Here is a 14,722-nt window from a genome sequence, read left to right on the forward strand (position 1 = left end):
CCGAACGCATGCAAGCTTTCATGAGAGCAGTACACCGTGCCGATGATGTAGAAGGTGTCGTCGACGTTGGCGACCCAGTCACGCAGTGCCTCGTTCATCGCGTCCTTGAGCGTGCGTGAACCAGAGGTGACCGGCACGACCTCGGCGCCGAGCAAGCGCATCCGAAATACATTGGGGGACTGGCGGGCGATGTCTTCCTCGCCCATGTAGACCACACATTTCAGGCCCAGCCGAGCCGCGACCGTGGCGGTCGCCACGCCATGCTGGCCGGCTCCAGTCTCGGCGATAATGCGCGTCTTGCCCATACGGTTGGCGAGCATCGCCTGCCCCACCGTGTTGTTCACCTTGTGGGCGCCGGTGTGGTTCAGGTCCTCACGCTTGAGGAAGATGCGTGCGCCGCCGTACTCGCGAGTCAGCCGCGCGGCAAAATACAACGGCGTGGGGCGACCGACGTAGTTGGCCAGATCCGCATCCAGCTCGGCGCGGAACGCAGGGTCAACCTTCAGCTTGTCGTAGGACTCGATCAGCGCATTCAGCGGCTCGATCAGTGTTTCGGAGACGAAGGAGCCGCCGTAGGGGCCAAAATGGCCAGGCGCGGGCGGTCTCGACGGTTCAGGGATCGGATTGGTCGGCACGTTGTACTGCTCTCATGAAAGCTTGCATGCGTTCGGCTGACTTCAGCCCCGGGCCATCTTCGACCCCGGTGCTGACATCCACCGCCCACGGACGAACGGCACGGATCGCCTGCTCGACATTGTCGGGTTGGAGCCCACCAGCCAGCATCAACGGCCGCTGGCGAGCCCAGCCCGCCACGCGATTCCAGTCAAAGGTCTGGCCGGTACCCCCGGCGGCACCAGGCGCATGGCTATCTGCCAGCACCAGCGCGTCCGGGTGCCCCGCAGGATCGACCGGAGTGGAGCCGCCAAGCCCCAGCGCCTTGATGTAGGGAAGCCCGAATTGACGGCATTCTTCAGCCGTTTCCGCACCATGAAACTGTAGCATGTCGGGCCGGACCACCTGAACGATCTGCTTGACCTGTTCAGCAGGCTGATCCATCACCAGGACCACGCAGGAACAGAGTCCGGGAATGCGCTCACGCAGCGTTGCGGCCTGCTGCAAATTCACCTGTCGGGGGCTTGCTGCAGCGAAAACCAGGCCGACGGCATCCGCGCCGAATTGAACGGCCTGATCAACGTCCTCGGCCCGCGTGAGCCCGCAGATTTTTATTCGAGTGCGTCGCATGGTGGTCCGAATAGCGCGGTATCACTGTCCGTCGAGGGGAAGTCGTAAGGTGGCGGATACAGGGCGGCGACGAAGTAAAGCCCGCCGGCCGGCCCGGTGACACCTGCCGCTTTGCGATCACGGGCAGCGAGAATGTCACCCATCGCCGCAGCATCACGCTTGCCCTGCCCGATCTCCAGCAGTGTACCTGCGATGTTGCGCACCATATGGTGAACAAAGGCGTTGGCCTGGATATCGATGAGCACGAAAGCGCCGAGCCGACGGACCTGCAAAGCGTCCACACGTCGCCATGGCGTACTGGATTGGCACTCCGAAGCACGAAACGAGCTGAAGTCATGCTCCCCGACCAGCACCTGTCCGGCGGCGTGCATGCGGTCTGCGTCCAGGGCATAGCTCCACCACGCAGCCCGGTCAGCCCAGATCGCCGAACGCGATCGGGAATTATGAATCACGTAACGATAGCGGCGGCCGACGGCCGTGTAACGGGCGTGAAAGGCGTCGTCCACCGGACGCACCCAGCGAATGCTGATATCCGCCGGCAGGCTAGTGTTGGCACCGAGCATCCAGCTATGCGTGGGGCGTGCGACAGGCGAATCGAAGTGCACGACCTGACCCAGGCCATGCACGCCAGCGTCGGTGCGGCCCGCGCAGATCACTCCAATCCGAGTATTCGCCACCGCGGACAGCGCGGCCTCAACATCGGCCTGCACCCCAGGCGAATGCTTCTGAGCCTGCCAGCCGGCATAGCGGGTTCCGAGATACTCCACTCCGGCCGCGAACCGCATCACAGCGCAAGCCCCGCGATCACGCCGCCTGCGAGCGCCACCGGCATCAGCCATTCCTGTAGCTGGGGGGTCGGCAACTCAATGGCCTGCGACGCAGTGTTTGCGGACGGTGCCTGTTCGATACCACGAATCAGCTCTGCCGCCGTGTCGACCCAGCCTTGCCTTGCGGCACCCCGCAACGCGTTGACCTGTTCCTGCAGCTCGCCCACCCGATGCAGCGTCATCGCCAGCCGGACCGCGAACCGCCGGGTGTGCAAACCCAGGCGTTCCAGCGGCGTGGTCAGCCAGACCATACCGCCCGCAAGCGCATCGGTGGGCACGGGCCGAACCAGCCAGTGCACCGCCATCAGCAGGGTTGCCAGGACCAGCGCCCTGTGACCACCTTCCAGGGCACCTTGCCAGGTCGGCCGCGCAGCCCAATCCAGCAGCGGTGTACCTGGCGTGAAGCCGAGATAGAGCACGGCCAATGCGAGAAACAACCATTTCAACTGCCAGAGTGCCCGCAGCCATTCCTTGATGGCGGTGCGTCCGCATTCCAGCAGAAACAGGAGAGCAACCACCCCGAAGAAGACGCCCAGCGCGGCGAGATCGACCAGCATCAGGCCAACCGCCAGGACCAGCAGCGTGATCAACCGGACGGGGGCCGACGGCTTTCGCCAGCTTGCAGAAGGATATCGAGTCAAACCAACAAGGTCCGTCGCCGCGACGAGCCATCACGCCGCATCAGACTCCGAACTCCCTTAGCTGCCGCCACTCAAGCGATTCTTCAGCGTCGCCGCTTCCGCCTTCTGCTCGTCGTTTCCGCCAGCCAGCACGTCGTCGATCAGGCTGTTCGCCATTTCGGCATCGCCCATGTCGACATAGGCTCTGGCCAGATCCAGCTTGCCACCAAGATCGGCATCGGCGGCCGTGTCGGAGTCGACATCCGCCGCATCGTCGTCGTCGAACATCGCGTCGAGATCAAAGTCCGTCGCATCGGTTGACACCGGAAGCGCCGGTTCCGCAGGACCGTCCGACTCGAAATCGAACTGATCGAGATCAATCTCGGAATCGTCGGCACTCAGCAGGTCACTTTCGCCGGACGACGCAGCATCCGCTACAGCCTCATCCCCCAGGTCGAAATCGCCCAGGTCAAAATCGAACGCCGGCTCATCCCCTGCCGGTTTATCGTCCGGTATCGCATCGACGTTCGCTGACGATGTCAGCGGGGGTTCGGGCTGTGGTTCGGGTGATTGAAGGCTTGGTGACTCCTCGGCGTCCACAACGAAATCATCCAGGTCGCCGAGAAAGGCTTCCGCCTCATCCGCGTCGATGGTTTCGCTTGACTCGTCCGAAGCCTCTTCGGACTCGACGTCGACGGAATCATCGATTCCAACCGCGGCGACTGGCGCCTCGCTCAGGGCCGGTTCATCAGGAAACTCCGGCACGATGTCCTGCGGTGGCGGTGCTGCTGCGACCTCATCGGCAACGCCGTCGTCAGCGCCATGGTCATCCGTCGACGGCTCAGCCTCGGCGCTGCCAACCTCGAAGTCCTCCAGGCCTGCCAACACGTCTTCGGCATCGTCTTCGCCCGCCTGGGTGCCGGTGTAGAGCGGCGCGTCAGACGTCATCGTGTCGATGTCGAAGGCGAGTCGATCCTGAATGTCGGCTGCCACCGCGGATTCGGGGTCAACCTCGTCCGCTACGCTGGCCGGCTCCGGCTCGGGCTCGGACGACGGCACGTCAGCGTCGAAGTCTTCGAGCTCGAACTCCAGCGAATGTCCGTCGTCTTCGACGCCCGCGTCGGCCTTCGTGGATTCGTTACTGTCGACCGTCGGCGGCTCGATCTCGAATGCCAGCGATGCCTCGTCCTCGGCGGTTTCATCGGCCCCAAAGTCATCGAGATCGAAGTCAGTCGCTGGCGCTGCTGTGTCGGGTTCGGCGTCAAAGTCCAGATCAAGACCAGCGTCATCGAACCCGGCCACTTCGTCCTGCTGGAAGATGGCCTCATCGGGGGCGAGCTGCTGCCCCATGATGATGACGCGCTGCCACTCGGCGGATGACAGCTCATCCTGGATTTGTTCGGCGAGTTCGATGAACTCGGCACGCTGGCTGGCCGCGAAATAGACCTCCGCCAGCTTGGCCTTCACATCGGCGCGACCCGGTTCAGCCTGCATCGCCTGCTGCAATAACAGGGCGGCCTCGTCATATAGCCCGTATGCCAGATGGAAATCCGCCTCCGCCACCGGATCGTCGCCGCTGACGTCGATCATGATGGTTTCGGAGTGGAACTGCTGCGTCGACTCCGAAGCCGGCGTCGCTTCGCGCGAAGGCTCATCGCCCGGCGCGGTCAGATTGCCCGCATCGAAGATCGCGGTCGCATCCAGATCGCCAGCGGTTTCGCCAGTCTCCTGCGGCGCCGTTGGCTCAGCGTCGCCGGCATCGTAGACCGCCGTCGCCACCATGAGATCATCGGCAACCGGTGCTGCGGCGGCAGGCGCCGCTTTCTCCGGCTTACTCCGCTGTTCGGCGGCGTCGGTTTCCGTCTGCGAGACATCGACCGGCGCGGGCTGCGGCGCGGTTGGCCAGATGGAGGCCGGTTCTTCAGCCGCCTGACGGCGTTTCCAGAACCAGTAGCCAGCCCCGCCGGCCACCAGAACCAACAACAGCAGCAACCAAGGGAACCCACCCTCGTCGTCGACCGGTTGCGCCGGCGCCGATGGCTGCTGAACCGGGCGTGTGGCGGGCGGTTCGTCCGGTTCCGCAGCCAGATCTTTCGCGCCGGCATCACCTTCAGTCGCTGGCGGAGCGGCGGCCAGCTCGGTCTCGACATCCGTGTCGTCGCGCGTTGACGGCTGGGGCTCCTGCGAGCGCCCTGCCTGCTGCGCACGCAAGCGCTCCAGCGCGCTCATCGGTTGTTCAGCCGGCGGCGAAGACCCCGCACTCGGCTCGCGACTGGCCGGCGGCGTGCTTTGCTCTGATGACGTTTGCGGTGACCGCGCCGGCTCGGCACGCGCCACGTCGGAATCAGCGACCTGCTCGTCGGCTCCCCCCGCGGCGGCCGTCTGGCTATCGGCAACAACCGGTTCAGGCGTTTCGGGCTCGCGTTGCGTCGGCGTGGCGTCTTCCGTGATCGCGCTGCCGGTTTCGGGCACCGGCGGCTCAGCAACGGCAGGTTGTTGGATCGGTTGGTCTTGTGTGGGCGTCGGCTCGGGGCGGCGAGGCGCTGCCGGCCGTTCGGCGCGAGGTGACGCCACCGGCGCCACTGGAGGCACGTACGCCCTGCGCTGGCGCGCGACCTCCTGCTTGGCCGTCTCAGGGTCGACGCTGGCAACGTCCGCCGCTGATGGCACGGCGAGCGTCGCGCCAGCCTTGAGGGTGTTCAGATTGCCGTCGAACGCCTCCGGATTGGCATAGAAGATCGCCAGCTGCATCTGATCCATCGACAGCGACGGGTCTGGGCGCAGGCGATACGCGATGCTCCAAAGCGTTTCGGATTTCTTGACTGGCCCGTATCGCCCGGTGGTGGTGCCACGCGCGGCGCCGACCGTCGGCGCGGAGGCCGCGGCTGCGGGTCGCGTCCGGGGTTGAGGCTTGGGCTGGACCGACGTTTCGGGCGATGCCGCGTCGACCCAACCAACGCCTTCGTTGAACGCCGGATCGGTGATGGGTTGTGCGGTGTCCGCAGGTGCTGGCGCCACAGGCCGGGCTGGAGCCGCGCTCTGCGGCTCTCCCACGCTCGGCTCAACCGCGGCCGGCGCATCGGATTGCGACTGCTCTGCCTGCGCGACCTGCTGGAAAGCCACGGCCGGCGGGTCAAGCAGGATGGTGTAGTTGCGCAACAGCCGCCCACTACCCCAGCTGAATTCCAGAAGCAGGTCCAGAAACGGCTCGCGGGCGGCGGTCCGCCCGCGGACGCGCACGAACGGCGATGCGCCCGGCACCACTTCAAACTGCAAGCCGGCGACATAACCGGTTAGTTCAAGACCGGCTGTTTCAAACGCAGCTGCCGACGCCGGGCTGACTACAAGCGTGCTGAGCTCGGATGACGATGCGGCCACGAGCGGCACCTGGGCATCCAGGGGCTCGTTGAGCATGGAACGCACTTCGATTTCGCCCAGCGCAAGCGCGTCGGCACGAAAGACGAGACTGATACTCGCGACCGCGAGAAAAACGGCGAATAAACGCATGATGCTGTCGACTCTCCCCTGGCGCGATGCCACTGGTCGACCTACCCCCGGTCTGAATTAGGCGCGTTAACTTGCTGTTATACCTTACAAACCTCTGGCGACCAAGGTTTCTGCGATCTGGATGCTGTTGAGCGCCGCACCCTTGCGGACGTTGTCGGAGACGATCCACAAATTGAGGCCGTTCGGATGGGAGATATCCTCGCGGATGCGGCCCACATAAACCGCATCGTTGTTAACCCCTTCCGTTACAGCTGTCGGGTAGCCACCATCTTCATGGCTGTCGACCACGACCACGCCAGGCGCCCGTTCGAGCAGCTCCCGGGCATCCAGTGCCGACAGCGGCTCCCGCAGTTCCAGATGCACGGCTTCGGAATGGCCGAAAAACACGGGAATGCGCACCGCCGTGGGGTTCACACGAATGTCCGCGCGCCCCATGATCTTCTGGGTCTCCCACACCATCTTCATTTCTTCCTTGGTGTAGCCGTTGTCCAGGAAGACATCAATGTGCGGCAAGGCGTTGAACGCGATCTGCTTGGGATACGCCGTCGGCGTCTCGATCTCGAGACCGTTGAGCAGCCGGGCCGTCTGGCCGGCCAGTTCCTCGACGCCGGGCTTACCGGTACCAGAGACCGCCTGATACGTGGCGACATTGATCCGTTCGATATGCGCCGCGTCGTCAATCGGCTTGAGGGCCACCACCATCTGAATGGTGGAGCAATTCGGATTGGCAATGATGTTCCGTGCTTCGAAGCCGTCCAGTGCCTGCGGATTCACCTCCGGCACGACCAGTGGAATGTCGTCGTCGTAGCGAAACTGCGAGGTGTTGTCGATAACCACGCAACCGGCGGCCGCAGCCTTCGGGGCGTATTCGGCAGAAACCGAAGCACCGGCCGAGAACAGGCCGATCTGCACCTTGGCAAAGTCGAAATCGGCAAGGTTCTGCACTTTCAGCTGACGCGAGCCGAAGGCCACGCGTGCGCCTGCGGAGCGTTCGCTCGCCAGCGCGTACACCTCGCCAACGGGGAACTTGCGCTCGGCGAGTATGGACAGCATCGCCTCGCCCACCGCACCGGTCGCACCGACGACAGCCACATCGTATGTCTTGCTCATGATCGTCTTTCCAATTCGTTAAGTGTTCAGTCCGCGCGGCTTTCCAGCGCCCGGATCACGGCGTCACCCATGGCGACGGTTCCGACGCTGGGGCCGCCGCCGGTTTGCAGATCGGCGGTACGTAGCCCGCCCGCCAGCACCTCTGCCACCGCGGTCTCGACCGCGTCGGCCATCGCTATTTCGTTGAGGCTATAGCGCAGCAACATGGCCAGCGACAGCATCGTCGCCAGCGGGTTCGCCTTGTCCTGCCCGGCGATATCCGGCGCCGAGCCATGCACCGGCTCGTACAGACCGCGGCTCTGCTCGTTGAGCGATGCCGATGGCAACATGCCGATGGAACCGGTCAGCATCGCAGCAATGTCCGACAGGATGTCGCCAAAGAGGTTACCGGTCACGATGACATCGAACTGCTTCGGCGCCCGCACGAGCTGCATGGCCGCATTGTCGACATACATGTGTGACAGCTCGACATCCGGATAGTCCTGAGCAACCGCCGTCACCGTGTCACGCCAGAATTCGGAGACTTCCAGGACGTTGGCCTTGTCCACCGAGCACAGCCGCCCATCACGCAGTCGAGCGATCTCGAACGCGCGCCGGGCAATGCGCTCGATCTCGTCCCGGCGGTAGACCATGGTATTGAACGCACGATGCTCGGCGCGCTCCCGCGGCTGGCCGAAGTAAATGCCTCCGGTCAGCTCGCGCACGATCATGATATCCAGCCCGGCCACCAATTCCGGGCGCAGGCTGGAGGCGGATGCCAACTCCGGCACCAGACTGGCCGGCCGCAGATTGGCGAACAGGTCCAGCGCCGCACGAATGCGCAGCAGCCCACGCTCCGGACGCAGGTCGCGTTCGATGCCGTCCCACTTCGGACCGCCGACGGCGCCGAACAGGATGGCATCGCTCGCCTTTGCAAGAGCCTGGGTGCTGGGTGGCAGTGGATCACCGTCCGCCTCATAGGCGGCGCCGCCGATCAGCGCCGATTCGGTTTCCACGTTCAGGCCATGGGTGCGGACCAGGGTCTGCAACACCCGCTCGGTCTGCCCGACGATCTCCGGACCAATGCCATCGCCAGGAAGTAACAGCAGCTTGTGCGTCATACCTCGGTGACTCCCTGCAACCACGGCGAGGCCGCTCGCTGTTTGGCCTCGAATGCACGAATGGCCTCTTCGTATTGCAGCGTCTTGCCGATCTCGTCCAGCCCCTGCATCAAGGCATCGCGGCGAAAGCCATCGATGTCGAAGCTCCACACGCGCCCGTCTGGGTGCCGCACTTCGCAGGCCTGCAAATCCACCGTCAGATCCAATGGCGCGGCCAGCGCATCCTGCATCAGGGCTTCGATTGCATCAGCCGGCAGCACGACGGGCAGCACGCCATTCTTGAAGCAGTTGCTGAAAAAAATGTCTGCATAGCTCTCGGCGATGACCACGCGAAACCCGTAGTCCGCCAGCGCCCAGACCGCGTGCTCACGGGAGGAGCCACAACCGAAGTTGCGCCGCGCCAGCGCGATACTGCTGCCCCGGAACGCCGGCTGGTTCAGCACGAATTCAGGATTCTCCGTGCGGTCTTCCGGACGCGAATCCAGTGTGCCCGGATCCTTGAAGCGCCATTCGTCGAACAGGAAGGCACCGAAACCCGTGCGTTTGATCGATTTCAGGTATTGCTTGGGAATGATGGCATCGGTGTCGACATTCGACCGATCCATCGGCATCACCCGGCCAGTGTGCGTAATCAGTGCTTCCATGATCTAGGCTCCCAGTTCCAGCGTGCGCACGTCGACAAAATGACCATGGACGGCTGCAGCCGCCGCCATCGCCGGGCTGCACAAATGCGTACGCCCGCCCTGTCCCTGACGTCCTTCGAAATTGCGATTGGATGTCGAGGCGCACCGTTCGCCAGGGTCCAGTCGGTCTGCGTTCATACCCAGACACATGGAACAACCCGGCTCGCGCCACTCGAATCCGGCATCGACAAAAACCTTGTCCAAACCTTCGGCCTCTGCCTGCGCCTTGACCAGACCCGATCCCGGCACGACCAGCGCCTGGCGGATGTTGGGGGCCACGCGACGGCCTCTGGCCACAGCCGCGGCTGCGCGCAAATCCTCAATCCGTGAATTCGTGCAGGAACCAATGAACACACGGTCCATGGCGATCTCGGTCAGGGCTTGCCCGGCGCGGATGTCCATGTATTCCAGGGCCCGCGTCCATCCGGATCGCTTGTCAGCCGGCGCGGCGGCCGGATCCGGCACGCGGGCGGTGACGGGCGCCACCATCTCCGGGGAGGTGCCCCAGCTCACCTGCGGCGTGATGTCGGCTCCCTGCAGCTCGACTTCAACGTCGAACACGGCGCCGGCATCGGACACCAGATCCCTCCACGCAGCCTCGGCCTGGTTCCACAGTGCACCACTCGGCGCATAGGGGCGGCCGCGCACGTAATCGATCGTCTTGTCATCGACGGCGACCATGCCGGCTCGGGCGCCCGCCTCGATCGCCATGTTGCACAAGGTCATACGCCCTTCCATCGACAGGTCGCGGATCGCCTGACCGGCAAATTCGATCACACAGCCAGTGCCGCCGGCGGTTCCGATCTCGCCAATGATGGCCAGCACGATGTCCTTTGCAGTGACTCCCGCACCCACCGCCCCATCCACGGTGACGCGCATGCTGCGTGATTTCGACAGCACCAGGCATTGCGTGGCCAGCACCTGCTCGACCTCGGAGGTTCCGATGCCGAATGCCAGCGCCCCGAACGCGCCGTGGGTGGCCGTGTGCGAATCGCCACAGACTACCGTCATGCCCGGTAAGGTCGCGCCCTGCTCCGGACCCATGACGTGGACGATGCCCTGCCGTGGGTCGCCCAGGTCGAAGAACGTCATTCCCACGGTACGCACGTTGCTCCGCAGCGCCTCGACCTGCGTACGGGAAATCGGATCGGCAATTTCCACACTCTGATCCGTGGTCGGCACGTTGTGATCCGGCACGGCGAGGTTCGCATCCAGACGCCAGATATCCCGCCCGGCCAGCCGCAGCCCCTCAAACGCCTGTGGCGAGGTCACTTCGTGAACGAGATGGCGATCGATATAGACCAGGGCTGTCCCGTCACCGTTGTCGCGCACCATGTGGGCATCCCACAACTTGTCGTAAAGCGTCTGTCCAGCCACGGCCCAACCTCTCTGGCATCCATCAGGGGTGGCGACTGTGCCCGCCTGGCACTCATTCTACAAATGAATTATTTTTCCTACACACATTCCATAATGGAATTACCCGACACAAATGGACACTGCCCAACTGCAAGCGTTTGTCAGCACCATTGAGTCCGGCTCGGTATCGGCCGCGGCCGCCCGCCTGCATTTGACCCAGTCAGCCGTCACCAAACGCCTGCAGGCGCTGGAATCGCAACTCGGCGAGACGCTGCTTGACCGCATTGGCCGCGGCGTCCAGCTCACCGACGCCGGCCAGCGCCTGGTACCGATTGCGCGCCGAATTCTGGCCGACATGACACTGGCGCAGCAGGCGGTTCGCAGCGCGCCTGGTACCGTCACCGGCGAACTGAATCTGGCGACCAGCCACCACCTGGGCCTGCACCGCTTGCCGTCAGTACTCAGCCGATTCTCCCGCGCCTACCCCGCCGTGGATTTGAACCTGGAATTTCTGGACTCGGAGGAAGGCTGTGACGCTGTGGAATCCGGCCGACTGGAACTGGCCGTCGTGACGCTGCCGCGCCGACCGTCCACCCGCCTGCTGACCCGCGTGATCTGGGAAGATCCGCTCACGCTCTGCGCTGCGCCAGACCACCCGCTGACGACGCAAGCCGATCTGACAATCGAGCACCTGGGGCGTCACGCCGCGATTCTTCCGGATCGCCGCACCTTCACCCACCGGCTGATCGCGGATGCGCTGGCGCAGGTCGACATGGCGCCGAAAGTCCGCATGTCCACCAACTACCTGGAGACGATCAAGATGTTGGTGTCGATCGGGTTGGGCTGGTCGGCGCTGCCGCGGACGATGCTGGACGACTCCATCGTCGCCCTGCCACTGGATCTGAACATCCACCGCAGCCTCGGCACGGCCGTGCACCGCGGGCGCACGCTCTCTGGCCCGGCGCGCGCGTTTCTCTCCGTTCTGGAGCCAGCCACCGGCTAAGCGAAGACAACTCCCGAGAAATTCAGGTCTCCACCACGGCCGCCGGCCGGCCCGACCGGACCAGCGCCGGGCCACGTAGGTAGCGCCATGCGACCAGCCAGCCGGCAATGGCCGAGCCGGCCGCGAACAGGAACAGCGCTTCCGATGGGAGATGGTCCCAGATTACGCCGCCCAGCAGGCTGCCCAGCGCACCACCGGCGCCGAAGGAAACCGCGCTGTACAGGGCCTGCCCTCGGCCTTGCTGGCGCCCCAGAAACACGCGATTGATCAAAAACACGCCGACGGCGTGATAAAGCCCGAAGGATCCCATGTGCAGACATTGGATCAGCACCAGCATCGGCAGCGACCCCGCAAAAAACGCCAGCAAGGACCAGCGCAGGGCGGCCACGGCCAGCGCCACTAGCATCAAGCGGCGCGGGCCATAACGCCGCAGCCAGCGCGGCGCGAGCAAGAACGTCAGAATCTCCGCCGCTACGCCCATGGCCCAAAGGCCGCCGATCAGGCTTTCGCCATGACCATGGCTTTTCACGTACAGCGAGTAGAAACCGTAGTACGGACCGTGGCTCATCTGCATCAGCGCGCAGGCCAGCAGCAGACCGGCGACCATCGGTTGCCGCAGCGTATGCAGGATCGGCCCGGGGTCATGCGTGGTCTGCGCTTCGGGTTCGCGCACCGTCGAGGCGACCAGCGCCAGCATGCCGAGCACGGCCGCAACCACATAGGGCAGCACGGTTACGCCCACCCGCTCGATCCAGGCGCCCAAACCGATGGAGGCGATGATGAAACCGACCGAGCCCCAGAGCCGGATCTGTCCGTAGCGATCGGCCTCATCCCGCAGGTAGTTGAAGGTGATGGCCTCGAACTGAGGCAGCGCGGCGTTCCAGAAGAACGCGAACACCACGATGACAAGCAGCAGCGGCCAGAAGCTACTGACCTGCGGCACCACCAGAAAGGCCGCCGCAGCCAACACCGCCGCGAGCCGGATCACCGGTAAGCGGTGTCCCAGATGATCGGCCAGTTGCCCCCATACATACGGCGCGATGATCTTCAGGCCCAGCATCGCCCCGAGCAACACACCAATCCGGGACGCCGAGTAACCGATGTCATCGAGGTAAACGCTCCAGAACGGCAGCAGCAACCCCAGGGTCGAGAAGTAGAACGCGTAGAACGCCGATAAACGGACGTACGGCAGCTTGGCCGGCAAAATCTTAGCGCTGCGCGGGAATGCGCGGCGTCGTCGGGGTGACGTCGGCGTTCTGAGCCCGGTGTCGTAACCAGTGGTCGATGATCACGAGCGCCATCATCGCCTCGACAATCGGCACCGCGCGTATGCCCACGCAGGGGTCATGGCGCCCGGTGGTGCGCATCTCGGTGGCCTCACCGGCCCGGGTGATGGTCTCGCCGGGAATGATGATGCTGGAGGTCGGCTTGAACGCGACGCGCGCGACCAGGTCTTGGCCGGTGCTGATGCCACCGGCCACTCCGCCCGAGTGGTTGGAGCCGAAACCGTCGGGGCTGAGCACATCACGGTGCTCGCTGCCGCGCTGGCCGGCCGCGGCGAAGCCGTCACCGATCTCCACCCCCTTGACCGCATTAATGCCCATCATGGCCTTGGCGATGTCGGCATCCAGCCGGTCGAACACGGGCTCGCCAAGACCGGGAGGCATACCGGTGGCCTCTACCTGCAACACTGCGCCCACCGAATCGCCGTCGCGCCGCAACGCGATCAAATCCTGCTCCAGCGCCTCCACCTGTCCGGGATCCGCACAGAAAAACGGGTTGTCGTTAACGGCGCTCCAATCATGAATCGCCAGCGCTCGCGAACCGATGGCCGTGACACAGGCCCGTATCGATACGCCGAGCTGCGTCTGCAGGTATTCGCGGGCAATCGCACCCGCCGCCACCCGCACGGCGGTCTCACGGGCGCTGGAGCGCCCGCCACCCCGGTAATCGCGAAACCCGTACTTCTGGTCGTAGGCGTAGTCGGCGTGATTCGGACGGAAGACGTCCTTGATCTTGTCGTAGTCCCGCGAGCGCTGATCCTGGTTACGGATTAACAGCCCGATCGGGGTTCCGGTGGTCTTGCCCTCGAACACGCCGGAGAGAATCTCGACCGCATCCGGCTCCTTGCGCTGCGTCACATGCCGGGAGGTGCCGGGGCGCCGACGATCCAACTCGCGCTGGATCAGCGCCTCGTCCACCGCGAGCCCGGGCGGGCAGCCGTCAACGACACAGCCAATGGCGGGGCCATGCGATTCACCAAATGAGGTCACTGCGAACAGATGACCGAACGTGTTTCCAGACATGCGGACCGTACTTCGAAAGGCGATGCAGCGGCATCGCGGGACGCAGAAGTCTACCGCGGCAAATCGTCCTCGCCGACCACGAAGATCCCTTCGCCGCCTTGTTCCAGCTCGACCCAGGTGAACGGCACGGCCGGGAACGCCGCTTCAAACTCGGGGCGCCAGGCACCGACTTCACCAATGAGACTGCCGCCAGCTCGCAGATGCCGGCGCGCTTCGCTCACGATCCGACGCGGATGCTCCATACCGTCCTCGCCAGATTCCAGACCCATCCGGGGTTCGTGCGCGAACTCCTCTGGCAGTGCATCCACTTCCAGGCTCGGCACATAGGGCGGGTTGGTCAGAATCAGGTCAAAGGTCTCGTCGGCCAGGGCATCGAACAAATCGGATTCAACCAGCGTCGCGCGCTCTTCGAGGCCGTGAAACTCCACGTTCATCGCGGCCACGGCCAAGGCATCCGGCGACAGATCAGCCAGCACCAGCGTGGCTTCAGGAAAGGCCATCGCCGCCGCCAACCCGATACAACCCGAGCCACAGCAGAGATCAAGAATGCGCGTCGGCGGATGAGACAACCAGGGGCTGAACCGCTGATGAACCAGCTCGGCCAGCGGGGACCGCGGAACCAGTACGCGCTCGTCGACAAGAAATGGCATGCCCGCAAACCAGGCCTCGCCGGTGATGTAGGCGACCGGCCGGGCATCGACGATGCGCTCATGCAGTGCCTCGTAAATCGCTGTTCGTTCGTCATGCAACAGGCGCCCCCGAAGCCAGTCGAGGGTGCTGTCCTGCGGCAGGCCCAGCACGTGGCGCACGAGAAAGACCGTTTCGTCCAGCGGCGAAACATAGCCATGCCCGCTGCAGCGCTGCGCCCGCTGCATCTCGGATGCGCCCCATCGCGCCCAGTCCAAACCGGTTTCCAGCATGTCGATCACGGTTTGAGCGGCTGCGTCTGTCATAATTTCTTCTCTTGG

General features: G+C 64.4%; 13 protein-coding genes. 1 reads left to right on the forward strand and 12 read right to left on the reverse strand.

The features are described 5' to 3' along the window. From ACE1EY_RS06655 to leuC, 9 genes are all read right to left on the reverse strand, one after another. On the reverse strand, nt 1-635 hold a 635-nt coding region (locus ACE1EY_RS06655), incomplete at its 3' end, for a pyridoxal-phosphate dependent enzyme (protein WP_370299754.1). Further along, the gene (locus ACE1EY_RS06660; protein WP_291512870.1) at nt 613-1,242 is read right to left on the reverse strand and encodes a phosphoribosylanthranilate isomerase; all 630 of its coding nucleotides are present in this window, start codon (nt 1,240-1,242) and stop codon (nt 613-615) included. The genes ACE1EY_RS06655 and ACE1EY_RS06660, both read right to left, overlap by 23 nt. Next, nucleotides 1,224-2,027 carry a tRNA pseudouridine(38-40) synthase TruA gene (gene truA / locus ACE1EY_RS06665; protein ID WP_291512892.1) on the reverse strand — a complete coding sequence of 268 codons (804 nt, stop codon included), beginning with the start codon at nt 2,025-2,027 and terminating at the stop codon, nt 1,224-1,226. Before truA ends, ACE1EY_RS06660 begins: the two co-directional genes overlap by 19 nt. Next, entirely contained in the window at nt 2,027-2,659 is a 633-nt protein-coding gene (locus tag ACE1EY_RS06670; protein WP_291512871.1) for a hypothetical protein, read from the reverse strand. The genes truA and ACE1EY_RS06670 overlap by 1 nt, the downstream gene beginning before the upstream one ends. 108 nt (nt 2,660-2,767) lie before the next feature. Next, nucleotides 2,768-6,196, reverse strand: a complete 3,429-nt coding sequence (locus ACE1EY_RS06675) for a FimV/HubP family polar landmark protein (protein ID WP_291512872.1) — start codon at nt 6,194-6,196, stop codon at nt 2,768-2,770. A gap of 84 nt (nt 6,197-6,280) precedes the next feature. Further along, nucleotides 6,281-7,306 carry an aspartate-semialdehyde dehydrogenase gene (locus ACE1EY_RS06680; RefSeq protein ID WP_291512873.1) on the reverse strand — a complete coding sequence of 342 codons (1,026 nt, stop codon included), beginning with the start codon at nt 7,304-7,306 and terminating at the stop codon, nt 6,281-6,283. 26 nt (nt 7,307-7,332) lie between these two features. Further along, nucleotides 7,333-8,406, reverse strand: coding sequence for a 3-isopropylmalate dehydrogenase (gene leuB / locus ACE1EY_RS06685; protein ID WP_291512874.1), 1,074 nt, complete (start codon nt 8,404-8,406; stop codon nt 7,333-7,335). Next, nucleotides 8,403-9,050, reverse strand: coding sequence for a 3-isopropylmalate dehydratase small subunit (gene leuD, locus ACE1EY_RS06690; RefSeq protein ID WP_291512875.1), 648 nt, complete (start codon nt 9,048-9,050; stop codon nt 8,403-8,405). Before leuD ends, leuB begins: the two co-directional genes overlap by 4 nt. 3 nt (nt 9,051-9,053) lie before the next feature. Further along, nucleotides 9,054-10,466: a 3-isopropylmalate dehydratase large subunit gene (gene leuC, locus ACE1EY_RS06695; protein ID WP_370299755.1), complete on the reverse strand. Its 1,413-nt coding sequence runs from the start codon at nt 10,464-10,466 to the stop codon at nt 9,054-9,056. 112 nt (nt 10,467-10,578) lie between these two features. On the opposite strand from leuC, the gene ACE1EY_RS06700 reads away from it, so the two are divergent. After that, on the forward strand, nt 10,579-11,448 hold the full coding sequence (locus ACE1EY_RS06700) for a LysR family transcriptional regulator (RefSeq protein ID WP_291512877.1): 870 nt from the start codon (nt 10,579-10,581) through the stop codon (nt 11,446-11,448). Between the two features lie 22 nt (nt 11,449-11,470). Here ACE1EY_RS06700 and ACE1EY_RS06705 read toward each other — a convergent pair whose 3' ends face one another. From ACE1EY_RS06705 to prmB, 3 genes are read right to left on the reverse strand one after another with little or no spacing between them, the layout of a single operon-like run. After that, complete coding sequence (locus ACE1EY_RS06705) at nt 11,471-12,652, reverse strand: MFS transporter (protein ID WP_291512878.1); 1,182 nt, start codon at nt 12,650-12,652, stop codon at nt 11,471-11,473. Between the two features lie 4 nt (nt 12,653-12,656). Beyond that, nucleotides 12,657-13,754 carry a chorismate synthase gene (gene aroC, locus ACE1EY_RS06710; RefSeq protein WP_291512879.1) on the reverse strand — a complete coding sequence of 366 codons (1,098 nt, stop codon included), beginning with the start codon at nt 13,752-13,754 and terminating at the stop codon, nt 12,657-12,659. A gap of 50 nt (nt 13,755-13,804) precedes the next feature. After that, the gene (gene prmB, locus ACE1EY_RS06715) at nt 13,805-14,707 is read right to left on the reverse strand and encodes a 50S ribosomal protein L3 N(5)-glutamine methyltransferase (protein ID WP_291512880.1); all 903 of its coding nucleotides are present in this window, start codon (nt 14,705-14,707) and stop codon (nt 13,805-13,807) included. Nucleotides 14,708-14,722 lie beyond the last annotated feature (15 nt).

The sequence above is a fragment of the Abyssibacter sp. genome (assembly GCF_964229365.1).
Taxonomy (GTDB): domain Bacteria; phylum Pseudomonadota; class Gammaproteobacteria; order Nevskiales; family OUC007; genus Abyssibacter.

Excerpts from the sequence above, each read along its gene's own strand:
- ACE1EY_RS06700 (WP_291512877.1), top strand. The coding sequence starts at position 10,579 with ATGGACACTGCCCAACTGCAAGCGTTTGTCAGCACCATTGAGTCCGGC.
- ACE1EY_RS06680 (WP_291512873.1), bottom strand. The coding sequence starts at position 7,306 with ATGAGCAAGACATACGATGTGGCTGTCGTCGGTGCGACCGGTGCGGTG.
- leuD (WP_291512875.1), bottom strand. The coding sequence starts at position 9,050 with ATGGAAGCACTGATTACGCACACTGGCCGGGTGATGCCGATGGATCGG.
- ACE1EY_RS06675 (WP_291512872.1), bottom strand. The coding sequence starts at position 6,196 with ATGCGTTTATTCGCCGTTTTTCTCGCGGTCGCGAGTATCAGTCTCGTC.
- aroC (WP_291512879.1), bottom strand. The coding sequence starts at position 13,754 with ATGTCTGGAAACACGTTCGGTCATCTGTTCGCAGTGACCTCATTTGGT.
- prmB (WP_291512880.1), bottom strand. The coding sequence starts at position 14,707 with ATGACAGACGCAGCCGCTCAAACCGTGATCGACATGCTGGAAACCGGT.
- truA (WP_291512892.1), bottom strand. The coding sequence starts at position 2,027 with ATGCGGTTCGCGGCCGGAGTGGAGTATCTCGGAACCCGCTATGCCGGC.
- leuB (WP_291512874.1), bottom strand. The coding sequence starts at position 8,406 with ATGACGCACAAGCTGCTGTTACTTCCTGGCGATGGCATTGGTCCGGAG.
- ACE1EY_RS06660 (WP_291512870.1), bottom strand. The coding sequence starts at position 1,242 with ATGCGACGCACTCGAATAAAAATCTGCGGGCTCACGCGGGCCGAGGAC.